Consider the following 19,831-nt stretch of genomic DNA (forward strand, 5'->3'; position numbering starts at 1 on the left):
GAGGCGGGCTTACCACCAATGGCAAGCCCGCCTCGTTACCGTGCCCCGTTCATGACTCTTTAAAGCGGGAACCAGCATGGATGATGATAATGATGCCGTTAATAGCAGCCAACCAAAAGGAACTGCCGTGAAGAAACTAGCGATAATTCTCGCCGCTGGCGCAATGACGCTCCCGATCGCTGCGCCTGCGCAAGCCGATCCCCCGCCGCACGCGCCCGCATATGGCAAGCGCGCCAAGGACAGGATCTATGATGATCGCGGCTATTACCTCGAACCGCGCCGCCTGAGCCGTAATGATCGTGTATGGCGCGGGGATGATAACCGCTATTACTGCCGCAGGGACAATGGCACCACCGGTCTGGTGATCGGCGCAGGCGTAGGCGCGCTGGCCGGGGCCGAACTTGCACGCGACAAGACGCTTGGTGCGGTGATCGGCGGTGTGGCAGGCGGCCTGATCGGTCGCGAAATCGACCGCGGCGAGCTGCGCTGCCGCTAGGCTCAGACAGCGGCGCGCGTCTCGCGGATTGAAGCGCGCCGCTGGCCCTGTTAGCGATGGCTTATGCCCATCGTGACCCATCTGCCCGCATGACCCGCCCCGCTGTGCTGGTAACCGGCGGGGCGACCCGCATCGGCGCAGAAATCGTGCGCGGCTTTGCTGCGGCAGGATGGCACGCGGTGATCCATTCGCGCAGCTCCGGTGGAGAGGCCGATACGCTCGCCGCCAGCTTGCCCTCTGCCGAAACGGTGCAATTCGACCTTGCCGATCATGAAGCCGCGGTGTCCGCGATCATCGCGCTGGCTGCGCGGCTGCCCGATTGGCGCTGTCTGGTGAATTCGGCTGCGGTGTTCGAATATGACGGCGCAATTGCGCTCGACCCGGCGACCAACCGGGCGGCGATGCAGGTCAACGCGCTCGCCCCGGCGCGGCTGGCGCAGGCCTTTCTCGCCCATGCGGTGAGTGCTGGCGTGCGCAGCGTGATCAACATCACCGACATGAAGATCGAAAACACCAACCCCGATTTCTTCAGCTACACCATGTCCAAACACGCGCTGGCCGCCACCATCGGGATGATCGCCAAAAGCGATGCTTTCGCGGACGCGCGCATCTATGGCCTCGCGCCGGGGGCTGTGCTGGCCAGCCATGATCAGCGTGAGGAGGAAACCGAGGTTTCGCACCGCATGAACCTGCTGAAACGCAAAACCGGCGCGGATGAAATCGCGGATGCAGCGCTGTTTCTGGCGAACGGCGCACTGGCCAGCGGGCAGACATTATTCGTCGACAGCGGGCAACACCTGCTGGATCAGCCGCGCGACGTGATCTGGCTGGCGCGCGCAGCGGCAGCGGGCGGCGCGGCTATCGGGTTCTGATCCACACCCGCCCGTTGCGAAAGCCGCACTTTTGAGTAACATAATGTATTAAACACACGAAAGAGTCCGCATGAGCAAAACCCTCCTCGATCGCTTCCTCTCGCGCGGCGTCAAGCATGGCCGCCTCGGCGTGGTGTTTGCCGATGGCAGCACCAGCACCTATGGCACCCCTGCCCCCGGCTTTCCCGAGATTGTGCTGCGCCTGACCGATGCCAAAGTGCCGCGCGACATCATTCTTGATCCGCGTCTGGGTGCGGCAGAAGCCTTCATCGATGGGCGCCTGCTGATCGAGGAAGGCGACGTGATGGGCCTCATCAGCCTGCTGCGCGCCAACAACGCCTGGGACAAGGGCGGCGATATCGGCTCGCCCAGCCTGATCAAACGGCTGGTCAATCGCGCCAGCTTTGCCGCTGAACAGATCAACAACCGGGTCGGATCGAAAAAGAACGTCGCGCACCACTATGACATCGGCAACGCGCTCTATGCGTTGATGCTGGACAGTGAGCACTGGCAGTATTCCTGCGCCTATTGGCCGCGCGATGACATGACACTTGGCGAAGCGCAGGGTGCAAAGCTGGCGCATATTGCCAAGAAGCTGGCATTGTCGCCGGGGCAGAGGGTGCTGGATATTGGCTGCGGCTGGGGCGGGATGGCGATCCATTTGGCGCGCCACCACGATGTCCACGTCACCGGGATCACCCTATCCGAAGAACAGGCCGCGCTCGCCCGGGAAAAGGTGCGCGCCGCGGGGGTTGCCGACAAGGTCACGATCAGCCTCGAAGATTACCGCGATACCGCCGCTTCGGGCCGCCGGTTCGACCGGATTGTATCGGTCGGGATGTTCGAACATGTCGGACGCGCGCAGTTCGAAACCTTTTTCGAAGCCTGCGCCCGGATGCTGGCCGATGATGGGGTAATGTTGCTGCACACCATCGGCCGCATGGGCAGCCCCGGCACTACCGATGCCTTTACCCGCAAATATATCTTCCCCGGCGGCTATATCCCGGCGCTGTCGGAAACAGTCGCCGCTTCGGAGAAATTCCGCCTAATCGCGTCGGATGTTGAAACGCTACGGCTGCATTACGCCAAGACGATCCGCGTGTGGTATGACAACTGCGTCACCCATCGCGGTGCGATCATCGGCCTGCACGATGAACGGTTTTACCGGATGTGGACGTTCTATCTGGCAGGCGCGGCCACGGTGTTTGAATATGGCAGCATGTGCAATTACCAGATCCAGTTCATCCGCAGCCGCCACGCGTTGCCAATCACCCGCGATTATCTGCTAAAAAGCGAGTAGCGTCAGGGTTTAAGCCGCCTCGCCCACTTCGGGGCGATTGCGCGGGCGGTAAACTGGGCCAAACCCCATCAGCGCCGCGCCCACCAGTGGCAGCGCCACCACCCACCAGCGGATGCCTGAAATGCTGTCTGGGCTGGCGATAGTCAGCCCTGCGGTCGCCCCCAATCCCGCGCAGATCGCCACCACTCCCAGCACCGTGCGCAGCCGCGGCACAGTGCGCCCGCCCCGGATCGGACCAAAGCTGCGTTCGTGCCGCGCGAAAATCACAATCAACGGCAACAGCGCAAGAATATAAATCGCAATCCACAGCGGCCGCGAAAGCCACCATGCACCCGTGCCGGGGATCGTATCGAGGCCGAGCCCGCCAAATGCCAGCCAGCTGACTGTCATCACCAGCACAAAGGCCGTGAGATGCCACAGATAAACGGTCATGATCATCCCGTTCATCAGCACGGTCGCTGTCCAGACGCCCAGATTGTTCAACATCCTGCGGCCCAGCGGTTCAAGCGCGAGCACCAGTCCGACCTGCACCACGCCCAAGGCAAATAGCGCCAGCGTCGGGGGCAATGAGTTGGAAAATCCGCCGGGGGCGGACACCATCGAAACAGGGTAAAAGCCATAGACCGTGATCGAAATCAGCACGGCCAGCCCCACCCCAAACCACGCCAGCGCAAACAGCCGGTTGTCAAACCGCCCGGCGCGCCACGCGAAACCAAGCTGATGAATCGCCAGAAACACCCACAGGAAATTGGTGAAATTGATGTACGGCACACCGACCGTAAAGGTCAGCCAATCGGTCAGCATTGCCGCCGGGATAAACACCGCAAAACTCAACCAGCCAAACCGCGCCCACGCCCGGTAAGCGATCGGGGTGAAGGCCGTTACCAGCAGATAAACCGCCAGGAACCACACGGGGATCAACGCGGCCTCGGTTGCCATGCGGATCTGTTCGCGCGGCAGGCCAGCCTGCGTCAGCACCACCGCCAACGCCGCCCACAGCAGCAAAACCGGAAATGTTGGCGTGATCAGCCGCTGCACCCGGTTCGCCAGCCAGTCACGGTACACGCCCGCCTGCCCCGGCGCGGCCTTTCGCGTGATCACGTCCCAGCTCACCGAATTGGAATAGCCGCCAACCAGAAAGAACACTGGCATCACCTGAAAACCCCAGGTCAGCCAATGCGCCCACGATGCCACCGACAGCAGATCCCCGCGCCGCAGCGCGCCCGCTTCGTCCACGTAAAGCCCGGCCATCAGCCAATGCCCGAACACCACCGCGAGAATCGAGACCGCGCGCAGAAAATCGACCCAGCGGTTGCGCTCCTCCGGCGTATGCACCGCCAAATCGCGCGCCTTGCTCCACATCTGCAACATCATGCCCCCCTGAAAATCGCTATAATGCTATCCCCTCAACGCCTTAGGAAACAAGTCTGACCAAAGCATTGATGCGCGCGCGACCGCCTGCTAACGCGCGCGGCGTTCTTTCATCAAGGAAATTCCCCATGTCCGATATCAAGCGCGTCGTCCTCGCCTATTCCGGCGGGCTTGATACCAGCGTTATCGCCAAGTGGCTGAGCACTGAACGCGGGCTGGAGGTCGTCACCTTCACCGCCGATCTGGGGCAAGGCGAAGAAATCGAACCCGCCCGCGCCAAGGCCCGCGCGATGGGTATTCCCGATCATCACATCTTTATCGAAGACCTGCGCGAAGAATTCGTGCGCGATTTCGTATTCCCGATGATGCGTGCCAATGCCCGTTATGAAGGCGATTATCTGCTCGGCACGAGCATCGCGCGCCCGCTGATTTCCAAACGGCTGGTGGAAATCGCGCATCAGACCGGCGCGGATTTCATCGCCCACGGCGCCACCGGCAAGGGCAATGATCAGGTGCGGTTCGAACTTTCCGCCTATGCGCTTGACCCGGATATCAAGGTGATCGCCCCGTGGCGCGAATGGGATCTGACTAGCCGCACGGCGCTGATCGCATGGGCCGAAGCGCACCAGATTCAGGTGCCAAAGGACAAGCGCGGCGACAGCCCGTTTTCAACCGATGCGAACCTGCTGCACACCTCGTCCGAAGGCAAAGTGCTCGAAGATCCGTGGGAAGAAACCCCCGATTACGTCTATTCACGCACGGTCAACCCGGAAGACGCGCCCGATACGCCCGAATATATCACCATCGATTTCGAACGCGGCGATGGGGTGGCGCTGAACGGTGATGCGATGTCACCCGCCACGCTGCTGACCGCGCTCAATGACCTCGGCCGCAAGCATGGGATCGGGCGGCTCGATCTGGTCGAAAACCGCTTTGTCGGGATGAAATCGCGCGGGATGTACGAAACCCCCGGTGGCGAAATCTACGCTCGCGCCCATCGCGGGATTGAACAGATCACGCTGGATCGCGGCGCAGCGCATCTGAAAGACGAACTTATGCCGCGCTATGCCGAACTGATCTACAACGGCTTCTGGTTCTCGCCAGAGCGCGAAATGTTGCAGGCCGCGATTGACCTTAGCCAGGACAAGGTGAACGGCACCGTGCGGCTCAAGCTGTACAAGGGCCTGGCCAGCGTGGTCGGGCGCAAATCGCCGCACTCGCTCTATTCCGAAGCGCACGTCACGTTTGAGGATGACGCCGGGGCCTATGATCAGAAGGACGCCGAAGGCTTTATAAAGCTCAACGGCCTGCGGCTGCGGCTGCTCGCCCGGCGCAACCGCGCTGGGTAGATGCGCGCCTTCGCGCGACGCTTGATCCCGATTCGATTCGCTGGCGGGAACGACGAACATCGCCCTAAAGGGCGCTGTGAGGTCGACTTTCCGCCCATTCCTGCGCGCCGCACCTGACAAATGCGACAAGCTGTTGACTTATCCACCTGTGTCCACAGGGGATCCGGGCAAAAGTGGAAAACTCAAGGATGCAGATGTTGCCAGATCGCCGGTTGAGGCGCACTTTCAACTTGTCTTCGGGACACGGATCAACCGGAACAGACCGCCGCAAGGCCTTGAAGTTCTGATGATTTAATTCCCAAGGATGGCGGTGGAACATGTCCACGCGTTCATCGAGAGACGGCTTGGAAGAGGCTTCGGCCAAATGCAAGCGGGCTCGTTTGAGAAGGACGCGACGCAGTTTTACCGGACAGGCCGGGTAATCTGGCCGGAACGGGTGGCAAGGATGGCGCAAGCCTGAAAAGCCGCAAGCCCGGATCGGCAAAGGGACGCGGTCTCGGCCAGGCAACTGCGCATGGCAGCGAAAACCGGGGCCTTAGGGCTTGGGCAGACGCAGCAGGGCAGGAGCGAAAGCCGGATGCCGGTGCGAGCGCCGATGACGAAACTCTGATGCGCCAGTCGCAAGACACCAATCGCAAGATTGGGCGAGCAGAGCCAGACATCGGGCGCCAAGTATGCCCTGAACTCAGCGAGGCGGAAGGTCCGCCAGAAGTCTCGCAAGGAACAGGGGATCCACGCGCTGGTGAGAGTGGGGTCGGCAGCAATGCCGGCCCCATTTGCATTGGGGGGCGGACCGGTTGACCTGACCCGCCTGAAACAGCGCCGCCAACTCATCCTCCCGGTTCCGAGTCGCAGGCCCGCGAACCAGCGCAAATCAGCGGCTCCGGCGGCGTGAGGGTTGCATCGCTTCATCGCGAATCCGGGGCGTTTCATGCCGCGCCTGAACTGTGCCAGCGATGAAATGCTGCGCCGGTTTGCCATTTCCACCCCCGCCGATCTATCCGCGCCGCCATGCAAAGCGGAATGCGCATCGATGGCCTCAAGGCCCGCAGCATCCAGACGGCGGTGATCGCCGCGATGTTCGCAATCGTCCCGCTCGCCGCATCTTCCGCCGCCGCACCCGCTGCCGATACCGCGCCGATCGAGCCCGCCACCAGCGCCGCCGTGATCGAACTGGTGCCATTCCAGCCCGACGCCGAGGTTACCGCGCCCGCAGCCGAGCTCGCCGCCGATGCGCCTTCTGCGCCGCAGGAAACCGCGCTGGGCCGGGGCAGCGCGTCCTACTACGCCGCCAGGTTCCACGGACGCCGCACCGCCAGCGGTGAGGCGTTCGACAACCGCGCGATGACCGCCGCGCACCGCACCCTCCCCTTTGGCAGCACCGTGCGGGTCACCAACCCGGCCACCGGCGCCAGCGTGGTGGTGCGGATCAACGATCGCGGCCCCTTCACCCGTGGGCGATTGATCGACGTCAGCCGCGCCGCCGCCGAGGAGCTTGGCCTGATCGCCCCCGGCCACGCCACGGTTGAACTGGCGCTGATCGAGGGTTGAGGCGGCCCGGTAGGAGACACAGGTTACACTGTCCAGGAACCGAAAACCTGCCCCGCAGCCGCCCGGTCAATCGCACGCGCCACCCTCGCCAAAGTCATCCTCGCTGTCATCGTCCGCGTCGAACGCATCCGCGTCCAGATCGTCCGCGTCGTAGCCGTCGTCCTCATCATCCCAGTCATGGATCACCGGGGGCCTAAGCAATCGGTCAATCCGCGCATCAAATTCCTGCCCGGCGCGGCATTCCAGCCGATCGAGCCGCGCCAGATGGGCGAGTAGCAGGCGGCTGTCGAAACGGGTGCGGGTGGCAACCTCCTCGCCGTGGTAGAATACGCTTTCGGTGACGCCGTTCAAGGCCCGGTCGGCGAGCACTTCTTCCACCTGCGGCCGGGCGAGCACCAGCGCGGCATCCCACAATTCGCGAAACTCCCACGATGCGCGCCGCATCCGGTAGAGATGCTGGCGCGAAACCCCCACCTGCGCCGCCGCCGCCCGCACATTGCCCCACTGCGCCAGCGTTCGGAGGAATGCCGCCTGCGTTTCGCGCGCGAGATCGGCGGAAAGGTGCGCCGGATCAGCGGCGGAGGATTGCGCCGCCGGGGCGGCGGCGGGCGCGGCGGCGGGCGTGGTCAGCGCGGTGTGAGGGGCATTATGCGACATGGCGGGCGCGGCTCCGTGGCGAAAGGCGAGGGAGTCGCGGAGGGTAGCGGGGGGTCGGGGGAGTAGGAAAGTCAGTCTTGCGGCACGGGGTGCGCTGCGAAGTAATCAGCTATGTCTCGTTCAATATCACTCTGCGTCTCAGTTCTGGGTGCACAGCGATCTGCCCAGATTCGACCGGGATGCAGGTGATCCCATAGTGGCTTTGCGCCCTTATAGCGCCCCTTGCCAGGATCATGATTGCCAAAACCATCAATCCTCACATTCCACAGCGGACGGAAGGCAGTGATCAGCAGGCTCTCGCCAAGCGGGATCCAAATGTCGTCGACAACCAAATATCGCACGGTAAAATCATCGACTTTCAAATTACTGGACGCTCGCTCGACGGTCCTGATGCTTTCGCGATGTTCTGCGACACGGCTGAAGAGTGAAGTTCCTCTAGCGCTGGCCGAAAGGCTAGCACCCTTTCTTCCCCCTGACGGGATGGCTTTGCCAACATAGATTGGCCATTTGGACCCGGCTGCATTCGCTTGCGCCAAGGCTCGGTATGCGGGATATGCGCCGTGATAATAGATCGCGTAAATGCCTGCCCCTTCGAAGCGACCTACATCGGTCAAGGCAATCGGCGCCTGTTCAAGCAATGCATCTGCAACGGACTTCCCAAGATTTGCCTTATCTAATGGGTTGTAGACCGTTGCCATTTGAGGTTCCTCTGATCGCGCGCTTCAACTTCCAAGCACCCCTTGATAGACTGCGCAACGACTTCGGCAAGATCGACGGGAACAGCGTTCCCCAATTGACGCATGACCTCTGTCCACGAACCGTCAAAGCGATAACTGTCCGGAAACGCTTGCAAGCGGGCGCTCTCACGGATCGTGAAGTATCTCACCGAGCCGTCTGAGCGCCTAAGCATGTTCTCTCCGCCGGGCACACCATGAACCCCTGCCTTCAGTGTCTTCGCCGGCTCGTCGAGCCAGCTACCCGTGTGCCCGGGATAAGCGCGTGCGCCGGGCTGGTGACGATGGTCGTCAAATGATGAAAAGTCCGAATGCGGCACTGGAAGATCATTGATTGCATCTCGTGCAGTAACCCACGCCTTTGTCACTGGCATCTCTCGAAGCTTCGCCGCTGCAATAGTACTGCGATGGTCAAACGCACCATCGCGCGCCAGCAACTCGTGCCGATCCCAATAAGAACCGCTCCTGAACTGATCCCATAGCAGGGACTCACGCGAATGCGTCTGCTGTGGCCAGCTCCACATAGCATCCACATCCGAACGAAAGCCGACGAAAAATACTCGATGCCGTTTCTGCGGAACCCCATAGTCGGCCGCATTGAGAACGCGCGGCGGCAACACATTGTATTTCAGAGACTCTGTTCCGCAAGCCGTGTGGTGCCGTTCAAGGCGGCTGCGATGATCAAACCATGTTTCTTCGTGACGGATCGTTATGTCTGGATAGCTCAATTGAAGCTGTATGTAGGATACATAAGCTTCGAAGGTCGCGCGTGTCAGTCCTTTCACGTTCTCAAATAGAAACGCCTTTGGACGAACCTCTCTGACCACCCGAACAGCCTCTGACCACATATCGCGTTCGTCGCCATGCGCCTTGTGTAATCCACCCATGGAAAATGGCTGACAGGGAGGGCCGCCGGTCACCAAAGCCACTTGGTCTTCGAACTGCTGGAAAGACAGCTTACGAATATCCGACCGCCGCACCTCCGGCCAAGATGCAATCGGCGACGCAGCGAGCGCCCGATTTCGCATAATTGTATTGCAGCACCACTTATCGCGTTCAACGATGTCAACAGCGGTGAAGCCAGCCTTACTAACGCCGATCCCCAAACCGCCTGCTCCGGCGAAAAGCTCTATTGACTTCATGGGCGTTCACTCCACGCACTTGCAAAATCGTTCTTCACCTGTTCCTTATCATGGAGTTTCAATTTTCGAACAGTCCGAATGCATCAGTCTGTGGAAAGAAGCCGATCCATTATGAACATTCTGCTAAACTTGAGACCAGCCGCGCGCACCGCCCTCCCACTCGTCACCCTGAACTTGTTTCAGGGTCCATTGCGCCGCAAGCGCCGACTGTGCGGGCCGCAGCATGGATGCTGAAACAAGTTCAGCATGACGGGGCGGCGAGGAGGGTGTGGGGCTTCGAGCGTCATACACCCACCCCCGGCCCCGATACCCGCCCCGGCGCAGGCAAGCTCAGGGCAGGCTCTCCCCCACGGGGGAGACTGCATCTTGGCGGCTTGGCGGCTTGGCGCGAACCATCATGAGGCCCCCGCCCTTCGACCCCGGTCTGCGCCGGGGCAGGCAAGCTCAGGACAGGCTCTCCCTCAAGGGGGAGGATCGCGTTTGCCGACTGAGACCCCCGCTTGCGCGGGGGTTCACTTGAGGAGCAACGGCGCCAAATACTGCCCCGTAAACGACCGCGGCTCCTTCACCACCTGCTCGGGCGTACCAACGGCAACCACCTCCCCGCCGCGCACGCCGCCCTCTGGGCCGAGGTCGATAATCCAGTCCGCGGTCTTGATCACATCGAGGTTGTGCTCGATCACCACCACCGAATTGCCGCCCTCCACCAGCCGGTGCAGCACTTCCAGCAGTTTGCGCACGTCCTCGAAATGCAGCCCCGTGGTCGGTTCATCGAGTATATAGAGCGTCTGCCCGGTGCTGCGCCGCGCGAGTTCTTTGGCCAGCTTCACCCGCTGCGCCTCCCCGCCCGATAGCGTCGTCGCCTGCTGGCCGACTTTCACATAGCCCAGCCCGACTTCGTTCAGCATCCGCATCTTCTCGCGGATTGAGGGCACGGCTTTGAAAAACTCCTCCGCATCCTCGATCGTCATGTCGAGCACGTCGGCGATGCTGAGGCCTTTGAACTTCACCTCCAGCGTTTCACGGTTGTAGCGTTTGCCGCCGCATTCCTCGCACGTCACGTAAACGTCGGGGAGGAAGTGCATTTCGATCTTGATGAGGCCGTCGCCCTGGCACGCCTCGCACCGGCCGCCCTTGACGTTGAAGCTGAAGCGCCCCGGCTTGTACCCGCGCGCGAGGCTTTCGGGCAGGCCGGCGAACCAGTCGCGGATCTGGGTGAAGGCGCCGGTGTAGGTGGCGGGGTTCGATCTCGGGGTGCGGCCGATGGGCGATTGGTCGATCTCGATCACCTTGTCGCAATATTCGAGCCCGGTGATGGCGTCATGCGCGCCCGCGATCACCCGCGCGCCGTTGAGCACCCGCGCCGCGCCCGCTTGCAACGTGTCGATGGTAAGCGATGATTTGCCCGACCCGGAAACCCCGGTGACGCAGGTGAAGGTGCCGAGCGGGATCTTCGCCGTTACGCCTTTCAGATTGTTGGCGCGCGCGTTTTTGACCGTGATGTGATGCCCGTTGCCCTTGCGGCGCTTGGCCGGCACCGCGATCTTGCGGCGGCCGGTGAGGTAATCGGCGGTGAGCGATCCCTTGGCCTTGAGGATGTCCTTGAGCGTCCCTTGCGCGACGATCTCCCCCCCATGCACCCCTGCGCCGGGGCCGAGGTCGACAATATGGTCAGCGGCGCGGATCGCGTCCTCGTCATGCTCGACCACGATCACGGTGTTGCCGAGATCGCGCAGGCGTTTGAGCGTCTCCAGCAGGCGGTCGTTGTCGCGCTGGTGGAGGCCGATGCTGGGTTCGTCGAGCACATACAGCACGCCCGAAAGCCCGCTGCCGATCTGGCTGGCGAGGCGGATGCGCTGGCTTTCGCCGCCGCTGAGGGTGCCGGAGGTGCGGTCGAGGTTGAGGTAATCCAGCCCGACATTGTCGAGGAAGCCCAGCCGCTCGTTGATCTCCTTCAGGATCGCCTTGGCAATTTGCGATTGCTGCGGGGTGAGCTGCGCATCGAGGCCAAGGAACCACGCCTTGGCGTCCGCGACGCTCATCGCCACCGGGGTCGCGATGTCGGTGCCCGCGATCTTGACGCTGAGCGCCTTTTCGTTGAGCCGCTTGCCGCCGCACACTTCGCAGGGCTGCGCGGTCTGGTACTTCGACAGCTCCTCACGCATCCACGTGCTTTCGGTCTGGAGCAGTCGGCGGTTGAGGTTGCCGATCACGCCTTCGAACGCCTTGTTCACCGTATATTCGCGGCGGCCATCCTTGAAGGTCAGCGGCACCGGCATCCCGCCTGTGCCGTGGAGGATGATCATCTTCTGGTCGGGTTCCAGCTCGGCCCACGGGGTGGTGAGGTTGAAGCCGTAAGCCTTCGCCAGCGACGCCAGCACCTGCATATAATAGGGCGACGGCGGGTTGGACTTGGCCCACGGCACCACCGCGCCTTGCTTCAATGTCAGCGCCTCGTTCGGGACGACCAGCTGCGGGTCGAACAGCTGCTTTTCCCCGATCCCATCACACGCCGCACACGCGCCTTGCGGGGCGTTGAAGCTGAACAGCCGCGGTTCGATTGCTTCCAAGGTGAAGCCGGAGACCGGGCAGGCGAATTTCTCGGAGAAAACGATGCGGTTGGGCGGAAGCCCTGCGCCTTTCATTCCGCCCTTCGTCACCCCAGCGAAAGCTGGGGTCTCGGGCGTTGACGCGCCACTGCCTGAGATCCCAGCTTTCGCTGGGATGACGTCTGAAAGATTGCCATCCGCCAGATCGACATAGGCCAGCCCGTCGGCCAGTTTCAGCGCCTGCTCGAATGAATCCGCCAACCGCGTTTCGATGCCGTCCTTCACCGCGATCCGGTCAACCACCACTTCGATGTCGTGCTTGTATTTCTTGTCGAGCGCGGGGGCTTCTTCAATCGGATACATCTCGCCGTCGATCCGCACGCGGGTGAAACCGCTGCGCTGCCATTCGGCCAGTTCCTTGCGGTATTCGCCCTTGCGCCCGCGCACCACCGGGGCGAGCAGGTAGAGCCGCGTGCCTTCGGGGAGCTGCATCACCCGGTCGACCATCTGGCTGACCGTCTGCGCGGAAATCGGCAGACCGGTTGTGGGAGAAAAAGGCGTGCCCACCCGCGCCCATAACAGGCGCATATAGTCGTAGATTTCGGTGACGGTCGCCACGGTTGATCGCGGGTTGCGGCTGGTGGTTTTCTGCTCGATCGAAATCGCTGGCGACAGCCCGTCGATATGCTCGACATCGGGCTTCTGCATCATTTCGAGGAATTGGCGCGCATAGGCCGAAAGGCTCTCGACATAGCGCCGCTGCCCCTCGGCATAGATCGTATCGAAGGCGAGGGATGATTTGCCGGAGCCGGACAGCCCCGTGACCACGATCAGCGCATCACGCGGCAGGTCAATGTCGAAACCCTTGAGGTTGTGTTCGCGCGCACCGCGCACGCTGATTTTGGTGAGGCTCATGGAGGTGGTCTGTTCCGCAAATGTTCACACAGGTCAAGGGAGGTACGGAAAGGTTTCCGCAGTGGACGGCAAATGGGGACGGGTTGCGGGGGTGCAATATGCGGTTCTGGAAGCCTCCAAAACGGCAATATCAACGCTTGCTGGCACCAAAAGCCGGATCAAGCGATTAAAATTCAATTACCAAGATACTGAATAAAAACACGTTTATAGGCATTTACCGCTACCCTACAGAAAATCTAAAGTCGCCAGAACCGCGCCCGGCGGTCATCAGAAACTCCTCTTTGCCGATCTCCAGCCGGGTCCTTCAGGGTCGCAACCTGGCTTTATTGCAGAGATTGGTCAGAAGCCGGGGCGTCACGAAATCGCCCCCCAACGCACTTTCGCAATGTCCCGGCTTCTACACCTCCCCCGCCACCAAGGCCCGCTCCCCAGCATCGCCCAACCAGCGCGCCGCAACGCCCCAGCCTTGCGCGATCACGTCTGCCGCCAATGCGGTTTCCGGCGGGCCATCGGCGATCAGGCGCCCATCTTTCAGCACCAGCACCCGGTCGGCATGGTTCATCGCGATGGCAAGATCGTGGAGCACCACCACCACGCCTTGCCCGGGCCCTTGGCCGCCCCCCCCTTGCTCAACGCGCGCGCAGGCCTTGAAATACGCGATCAGGCTGAGCTGATGCGCGAGATCGAGCGCGGCGAGCGGTTCGTCGGCAAGTATCCAGCGCGGTTCACCCGCCAGCACCCGCGCCAGCAGCACCCGCGCCCGCTCTCCGCCCGATAGCTGGCTGACCGGACGGTTGCGCAGCGGTTCGAGCGCGAGCGCGCCAAGCGCCGCCTCCACCGCTGCCGTCCCCCGGTCACGCCACGGCAGGCGGCCTAGCGCCACCAGATTTTCCACCGCCACATCCCACGCGATATCGGGCGTCTGCGGCAGATAGCCGATGGCCTGCGCGCGGGTGCGCGGCGGAAATGCGGCCAGCGCCTGCCCGTCCAGCATCACACTGCCAGCGGCAGGCTCCAGCAGCCCCGCCAGCCCCAGCAGCAGCGATGATTTGCCCGCGCCATTGGGGCCGACAATCGCGGTGATCGTGCCGGGGGTAAGCGCGGCGGTGAGGCTCTCCACCACCGGCTTGCCGCCGCGCATCAGGATGAGGTTTTCCGCCGCCAGCATCACAGCCCCACCCGCCGCATTCGCAGCAAAAGCCAGCCGAAAAATGGCGCACCAATCAACGACAGCGCGATGCCGAGCCGCAGTTCCGTGACCAGCGGCAACACCCGCACGATGCTGTCCGCCGCCAGCACCAGACACGCGCCCGCCAGTGCGCTTGGGCCGATCAGGCTGGATGGCAGGCGATCGGTCAGCGGGCGCACCAGATGCGGCACGACCAGGCCGACAAAGCCGATGATCCCGGCCACCGCCACCCCCGCGCCCACCGTCAGCCCCACGCCGATCACCAACAGCGCCAGCAACCGCGCAGGGTTCAGCCCCATTGAACGCGCCGCGTCTTCGCCCAAGGTCAGCGCATCAAGGCTGCGCGCGGCCAGCGCCAGCACCGCAATCCCGGCGGCAACCAGCGGCGCGGCCAGCATCACCTCGCGCCACGAACGGTCAGTCAGCGCGCCGTTGAGCCACATGACGATTTCGGACAGCGCGAACGGATTGGGCGCGAGCGTGATCGCCAGCGCGGTGAGCGCCCCCGCAAGGCTGGCGATCATCAATCCCGCCAGCGTGAACAGCGCAATCCCGCCGCCCGCGCCGCCTGCTGCGTCGGACGATGTACGCCCGGCGATCAGCGCGAGCAGCGCCATGCCCGTGCCTGCCCCGATCAACGCCAGCAGCGGCAGGCTCCACGCGGCCCATGCGGGCGGGATTAGCGCGCCGAGCCAGAAACTCGCCACCGCGCCCAGTGCCGCCATCGGGGCGATGCCGAACAGGCCGGGATCGGCCAGCGGGTTGCGCAGATAGCCCTGCATCGCCGCCCCCGCCGCGCCCAGCCCCGCGCCGATGATGATGGCGAGCACCGCGCGCGGCAGGCGGAGTTCGGCAAGGATCAGCGCGGCATTGGCAATCCCGCCGCCCGCGATGTCGAACGGGTCGATCCACACCCGGCCCGCCAGCAATGACAGCGGCACCAGCACCACCAGCAGCGCGGCAAAGATCAGCGACGCGCGGTTCATGGCAGCTTTGCCCGGATTTGGTCGAGCCTCATCCCCAGCCCCACCACCGTCCGCCCGCCGCAGAACAGCAGGCGCGGATCGAGCGGTTCGACCTGCGTTGCCCTCAACCCGGCCAGCAGCGGATGGCGCTGCCCCGCACTGTCGCCTGCCACCAGCAGCAATTCGGGCGGATCGGCCAGCACGGTTTCCAGCGCGGCGAAATCGGCCTGCCCCAGCCCTATCGCATCGGCGTGATTGGCAAAGCCCTTGGCCCGCAGCATTTCGGCCACCAGCGTCGCGTTGCCCGGCACAATCTCGCCCGGTTGCCACAGCAGCGTGGCAATCGGGCGCGCATGATCGGCGGGCGTTGCCGCTTGCGCCATGTCACGCACAAGCCATTCGCCTTCTAGCCCGCGTCCGGCAATCGCAGCGACTTCGCGCACCTGTGCGATGCTCGCGGCAACCGTTGTGGGGCTGCCAAAGGTCTCCACCCGCAACCCCGCGCGTTCGAGCGCCTGCCGGGTCGGCTGCGGCAGGAAGCTTGAGGCCAGCACCAGATCGGGTGCGAGTGCGATCACCTCCTCCGCCGTGCCGCCGGTCACGCCGTAGCGCGCGGCGACATCCTGCGGGATAGAACTGGAGCCGGAATCGCGGCTATAATGCGACAGCGCCAGCACCTGACCGGGCGCGGCGACTTCGACCAGTATCGCGTCGATACAGGGGTTGAGGCTGACGATGGTGGGGCCGCTATCGCTGGCGCCCGGCGCGCGCTCAGGGGCGCAGGCTGCAGCCAGCAACACGCCCGCCAGCAGCGCGCCCTTCCGCGCACGCGCGATCCCATTGCTGTTGCCATCCCGCGCCATATCCGGCCCCGGCGATAGGGCGGTGCGGGCAGGCGTGCAAGCATGGGCGTGTGGCCTGACGGCGGGGATTAAATCTGCGCCCGCACCTGTCCGGTTTCGGGACGCGGGGGCAGCGCGCGCTCGCCGCCGCAGGGGCTTGTCGATAGGGCCGGAATGACCATGCCGCGCGCACACGCCTCCTTTGCGTTTATCGCCCCTGCCAGCCGTTTTGCGCTGCCCGCGATCCCGAACGGCTGGCGCAAGCGCATCGCGGTGCTGATCGCCGCAATCACCGTGCCCGCAATGGCCGCGCCCGGCGGGTTTGCCAGCCTGCCCGGCCCTGCGCTGGAAAGCACCGCCGCGCTATCTACCCGCAATGCCGCCGCCGCCGCGCTGCCGTTTGAACGCCCCGGCATGAGCTTTCCGGGATCGGCATTCTACTACATGGCCGATCCGACCGGCGCGGCGCTGGTGGCTTTGCCCACTGCCGATCCGCTGACCAAAGGCATGGCCGAGGGCGGACGTGCGCTGGGCGCGCTGATCGACGTTGGCGCGCCTGCCAAGCCGTTTTTCTCCGCAGGCGCGGGCCTCACCCACGCCCGCGCGCAGGAATGTCTCGCGCAGGCCGTATGGTACGAAGCCGCCAGCGAAAGCGAGGCGGGGCAGCGCGCGGTGGCGCAGGTGGTATTGAACCGCGTCGCCCACCCATCATGGCCCGCCAGCGTGTGCGGGGTGGTGTATCAGGGATCGCAGCGCAGCACCGGGTGCCAGTTCACCTTTACCTGCGACGGCAGCCTTGCGCGGCGGCCCGCAGGGGCAAGTTGGGCGCAGGCGCAGCGGATCGCGGCGGACGCCCTGTCCGGCAGCGTCTATGCCCCGGTCGGCCATGCCACCCATTACCATACGCTGTGGGTGAATCCGCAGTGGGCGGGCAGCCTCGACCATATCGGAACCATCGGCGCGCACCGGTTCTATCGCAATCGCGGCGCGGGCGGCGAAGCGGCGGCGTTCCGCACCGCCTATGCCGGATTTGAACCCGTGGTAAGCGGACGGAGCACTGCCGTGCCGCTGGCCGCAACCTATGAACCTGCGCCCGGCCGCCCGGTGATCGCCTATGATCCGGGGCCAGTGGCCGCCTCATCCGCCCCATCCGCGAAACCGCCCGCCCCGCAGCAGGCGGACACTCTGCCGCGTGAGCCAGCCAGCGGCACCGGCGCGGTGCGTGAGGAATATGCCCGCGCGGGCCAGTGGAAGGCGCAGCCCGGCAAGCCAGCCGCAGCCGAATAACCACCGCGCGCAAACCCGCAGAACAGGGTTAAGCGTCCCGAAACCCTGTTATCACACCAAGCCTTAGCGGCGCGGGGTTATTGCCATTGCTGCGCGCCCATCCCCTTCCCGGCGCGTGCATCAATAGCCAGAAAGCCCCTGCCATGTCCGTCCGTTTTGCCCCCGCCCGCAACCCTGCCCGCCTGACCGGCTGGTATGCACAAGCACGCGGGCTGGTGCATCTGGCGCAGGTGAGCGCCGCCAATGATGATGGCGATGGCGCGCGGCCCAAGGCGACCTTCGATCCGCTGCTGACCGATGCGCTGCGCCACTTTGCAGTGCATGGGCTAGGCGCTGTCAAAGCGGCGCTGGATGAAGCCGAACACGCCCGTGCGGCGGGCGACACCGAGGCAAGCGCGCACTGGCTGGCGATTACCGGAATGTTCGACCGCCGCCGTGCCGCAGCGGCAATCGGCAAAACCGCCTCTGCTTGACCTCACCACAGCGACGCTACGGCATTTCCCTGAGCCATTGTTTTGACACATTTAATGCAATTGCGAACTATTTGCAAAGATAGTTACCGCGTCCGACCGTTTGGCGGTTGCAATCGCATTTACAGCGGCCTACCGCGCCCTATGTAATGCCTATGTAATGGGTGCCCAGCCGCTCGGGACGGGGCAGGCACCGGCCTTTTGCGCCTTTCACTTCGTCCCGATGGATCAGGGAAGGAAGTCCAATTATGGCCCGCACCAAAATCGCGCTGATCGGCGCCGGTAACATCGGCGGCACGCTCGCTCACCTCGCAGCCACCAAAGGCCTCGGCGACGTCGTGCTGTTCGACATCGCTGACGGCGTGCCGCAGGGCAAGGCGCTTGACCTGTCGCAGTGCGGCCCGGTCGAAGGGTTTGACGCCCGCATCACCGGCACCACCGATTACGCCGATATTGCAGGCGCGGATGTGGTGATCGTCACCGCCGGTGTCGCGCGCAAGCCCGGCATGAGCCGCGACGATCTGCTCGGCATCAACCTGAAAGTGATGAAGTCGGTCGGCGAAGGCATCGCTGCCAACTGCCCCGATGCTTTCGTGATCTGCATCACCAACCCATTGGACGCGATGGTCTGGGCGCTGCGCGAATTTTCGGGCCTCCCCGCCAACAAGGTCGTCGGCATGGCAGGTGTGCTGGATTCGGCGCGGTTTGCCACCTTCCTCGCGTGGGAATTCGGCGTTTCGGTGAAGGATGTGAACGCCTTCGTGCTCGGCGGACATGGCGATACGATGGTGCCGGTGCTGTCCTATTCGACCATCAACGGCATTCCGGTGGCCGACATGGCGAAGATCAAGGGCATTTCCGAAGACCGCCTCGGCGAAATCGTCAAGCGCACCCGCGCGGGCGGCGGTGAGATTGTCGCGCTGCTCGGCACCGGATCGGCGTTTTACGCCCCCGCCACCAGCGCCATTTCGATGGCCGAAGCCTACCTCTACGATCAAAAGCGCATCCTGCCTTGCGCGGTGCAGGTTGACGGCAAGTACGGCGTCGACGGGCTCTATGTCGGCGTGCCGGTGGTGATCGGCGCAGGCGGCGCGGAAGAGGTGATCGAAATCAGCCTGACCGACGAGGAAAAGACCAACCTCGGCGTCAGCGTCGATGCGGTCAAGGAACTGCTTGAGGCGTGCAAGGCGCTGGATGGCTCGCTGGCGTGATAAAGGTAGCCCTCCCACTCCTAACTGTAGCTCTGATGGCCGGTTTTGGCTGGTTGGGGTTCTATCGGAAGTGGATTGTGGCGGGGCTTCTTAATCTGCCGTTTTTTGGTTTGGCGGCTTGGCTTGAGATTTCGACAGCCGGGCCACCCCTTCACGAAAGTCAATTTGGCATCTTGATGCTTCTTTTCGTGTTTGGGCCACTTGTTGCAGCTTGGCTCGCTTTCGTTTGCGGTGCCCTGATTTCTCTCTTTCGGTCATCAAAGACCGTTTCGGAACTTGGAGACTAACTCAATGTCCATCCTCGCAAGCAAAGACACGAAGGTCATTACTTCTCGTCACCCCGGCGCAGGCCGGGGCCCAGAGGCCGCGGCAGGACTGGGTTCCGGCCCCAAGGTTTTTTGGCGCCGGGGTGACGACTGAATGGAACATGGCGGCTTCGTTTACATCATGGCGAGCCGCCGCAACGGAACGATTTACATCGGTGTCACCAGCGACTTGCCCAAGAGGGTCTGGGAACACCGCGAAGGAATGATCGAAGGCTTCACGAAGAAATATGGCTGCAAAATGCTGGTCTGGTTCGAACGCCACGACACCATCGAAGCGGCCATCACGCGTGAAAAGCAGATAAAGGAATGGCAGCGGACTTGGAAGCTGCGGCGGATTGAAGAAATGAACCCCGACTGGAACGACCTGTTCGAGTTGGTTTGTAGCTGAACTGGGCCCCGGCCTTCGCCGGGGTGACGAATAAAAGGCGGACCCGAATGAGCATCCTCGTAAACAAAGACACCAAGGTCATCACCCAGGGGATGACCGGCAACACCGGCACCTTCCACACGCAGGCCGCGCTCGATTACGGGACGCAGATGGTTGGCGGCGTGACCCCCGGCAAGGGCGGTACCACGCACATTGGCCTGCCGCAGTTCAACACCGT

Annotated in this window: 18 protein-coding genes and 1 pseudogene; 10 read left to right on the forward strand and 9 right to left on the reverse strand. The window is 63.4% G+C overall.

Translation table 11 applies throughout. The features are described 5' to 3' along the window. Positions 1-127 precede the first annotated feature (127 nt). The 3 genes from ACSSV3_RS10630 to ACSSV3_RS10640 all read left to right on the forward strand — a co-directional run bounded on the left by ACSSV3_RS10630 (position 128) and on the right by ACSSV3_RS10640 (position 2,668). Entirely contained in the window at positions 128-496 is a 369-nt protein-coding gene (locus tag ACSSV3_RS10630) for a glycine zipper 2TM domain-containing protein (RefSeq protein WP_354324563.1), read from the forward strand. An 89-nt stretch (positions 497-585) separates the two neighbouring features. Then, positions 586-1,368, forward strand: coding sequence for an SDR family oxidoreductase (locus tag ACSSV3_RS10635; RefSeq protein WP_354324561.1), 783 nt, complete (start codon positions 586-588; stop codon positions 1,366-1,368). Between the two features lie 70 nt (positions 1,369-1,438). Next, entirely contained in the window at positions 1,439-2,668 is a 1,230-nt protein-coding gene (locus ACSSV3_RS10640; protein ID WP_354324559.1) for a cyclopropane-fatty-acyl-phospholipid synthase family protein, read from the forward strand. 9 nt (positions 2,669-2,677) lie between these two features. On the opposite strand, the gene ACSSV3_RS10645 is transcribed toward ACSSV3_RS10640, so the two are convergent. Beyond that, complete coding sequence (locus ACSSV3_RS10645; RefSeq protein ID WP_354324558.1) at positions 2,678-4,042, reverse strand: acyltransferase; 1,365 nt, start codon at positions 4,040-4,042, stop codon at positions 2,678-2,680. Between the two features lie 125 nt (positions 4,043-4,167). Between ACSSV3_RS10645 and ACSSV3_RS10650 the strand changes: the two genes are divergently transcribed. Both ACSSV3_RS10650 and ACSSV3_RS10655 read left to right on the forward strand, forming a co-directional pair. Then, positions 4,168-5,388 (forward strand): argininosuccinate synthase, encoded by a 1,221-nt coding sequence (locus ACSSV3_RS10650; protein ID WP_354324556.1) that lies wholly within the window; start codon positions 4,168-4,170, stop codon positions 5,386-5,388. A 1,011-nt stretch (positions 5,389-6,399) separates the two neighbouring features. Further along, positions 6,400-6,939 (forward strand): septal ring lytic transglycosylase RlpA family protein, encoded by a 540-nt coding sequence (locus ACSSV3_RS10655; protein WP_354324555.1) that lies wholly within the window; start codon positions 6,400-6,402, stop codon positions 6,937-6,939. Positions 6,940-7,005: 66 nt separating this feature from the next. Here ACSSV3_RS10655 and ACSSV3_RS10660 read toward each other — a convergent pair whose 3' ends face one another. The 7 genes from ACSSV3_RS10660 to ACSSV3_RS10690 form a co-directional block, all read right to left on the reverse strand. Continuing rightward, on the reverse strand, positions 7,006-7,596 hold the full coding sequence (locus ACSSV3_RS10660; RefSeq protein ID WP_354324553.1) for a hypothetical protein: 591 nt from the start codon (positions 7,594-7,596) through the stop codon (positions 7,006-7,008). 71 nt (positions 7,597-7,667) lie between these two features. Next, positions 7,668-8,294 (reverse strand): Eco29kI family restriction endonuclease, encoded by a 627-nt coding sequence (locus ACSSV3_RS10665; protein ID WP_354324551.1) that lies wholly within the window; start codon positions 8,292-8,294, stop codon positions 7,668-7,670. Beyond that, positions 8,270-9,472, reverse strand: a complete 1,203-nt coding sequence (locus ACSSV3_RS10670; protein ID WP_354324549.1) for a DNA cytosine methyltransferase — start codon at positions 9,470-9,472, stop codon at positions 8,270-8,272. Before ACSSV3_RS10670 ends, ACSSV3_RS10665 begins: the two co-directional genes overlap by 25 nt. Before the next feature lie 512 nt (positions 9,473-9,984). Next, positions 9,985-12,936: an excinuclease ABC subunit UvrA gene (gene uvrA / locus ACSSV3_RS10675; RefSeq protein WP_354324547.1), complete on the reverse strand. Its 2,952-nt coding sequence runs from the start codon at positions 12,934-12,936 to the stop codon at positions 9,985-9,987. A 397-nt stretch (positions 12,937-13,333) separates the two neighbouring features. Then, entirely contained in the window at positions 13,334-14,104 is a 771-nt protein-coding gene (locus ACSSV3_RS10680) for an ABC transporter ATP-binding protein (RefSeq protein WP_354324546.1), read from the reverse strand. Further along, positions 14,104-15,111, reverse strand: a complete 1,008-nt coding sequence (locus tag ACSSV3_RS10685; RefSeq protein ID WP_354324545.1) for a FecCD family ABC transporter permease — start codon at positions 15,109-15,111, stop codon at positions 14,104-14,106. Before ACSSV3_RS10685 ends, ACSSV3_RS10680 begins: the two co-directional genes overlap by 1 nt. Continuing rightward, positions 15,108-15,953 carry an ABC transporter substrate-binding protein gene (locus tag ACSSV3_RS10690; RefSeq protein ID WP_354324544.1) on the reverse strand — a complete coding sequence of 282 codons (846 nt, stop codon included), beginning with the start codon at positions 15,951-15,953 and terminating at the stop codon, positions 15,108-15,110. Before ACSSV3_RS10690 ends, ACSSV3_RS10685 begins: the two co-directional genes overlap by 4 nt. Before the next feature lie 153 nt (positions 15,954-16,106). Between ACSSV3_RS10690 and ACSSV3_RS10695 the strand changes: the two genes are divergently transcribed. The 3 genes from ACSSV3_RS10695 (at position 16,107) to mdh (ending at position 18,900) form a co-directional block, all read left to right on the forward strand. After that, positions 16,107-17,219: a cell wall hydrolase gene (locus ACSSV3_RS10695; RefSeq protein ID WP_354324543.1), complete on the forward strand. Its 1,113-nt coding sequence runs from the start codon at positions 16,107-16,109 to the stop codon at positions 17,217-17,219. Between the two features lie 143 nt (positions 17,220-17,362). Then, a complete protein-coding gene (locus ACSSV3_RS10700; RefSeq protein ID WP_354324542.1) occupies positions 17,363-17,692 on the forward strand; it encodes a hypothetical protein in 330 nt (109 codons plus the stop codon). A 245-nt stretch (positions 17,693-17,937) separates the two neighbouring features. Further along, the gene (gene mdh, locus ACSSV3_RS10705) at positions 17,938-18,900 is read left to right on the forward strand and encodes a malate dehydrogenase (RefSeq protein ID WP_354324540.1); all 963 of its coding nucleotides are present in this window, start codon (positions 17,938-17,940) and stop codon (positions 18,898-18,900) included. Between the two features lie 90 nt (positions 18,901-18,990). Here mdh and ACSSV3_RS10710 read toward each other — a convergent pair whose 3' ends face one another. After that, positions 18,991-19,158: a hypothetical protein gene (locus ACSSV3_RS10710; RefSeq protein WP_354324539.1), complete on the reverse strand. Its 168-nt coding sequence runs from the start codon at positions 19,156-19,158 to the stop codon at positions 18,991-18,993. A 162-nt stretch (positions 19,159-19,320) separates the two neighbouring features. On the opposite strand from ACSSV3_RS10710, the gene ACSSV3_RS10715 reads away from it, so the two are divergent. Then, complete coding sequence (locus ACSSV3_RS10715; RefSeq protein ID WP_354324538.1) at positions 19,321-19,614, forward strand: GIY-YIG nuclease family protein; 294 nt, start codon at positions 19,321-19,323, stop codon at positions 19,612-19,614. A 47-nt stretch (positions 19,615-19,661) separates the two neighbouring features. Then, positions 19,662-19,831 (forward strand): annotated as a pseudogene (locus ACSSV3_RS10720) (succinate--CoA ligase subunit alpha); the annotation flags it as partial.

The organism is Porphyrobacter sp. MBR-49 (assembly GCF_053628655.1).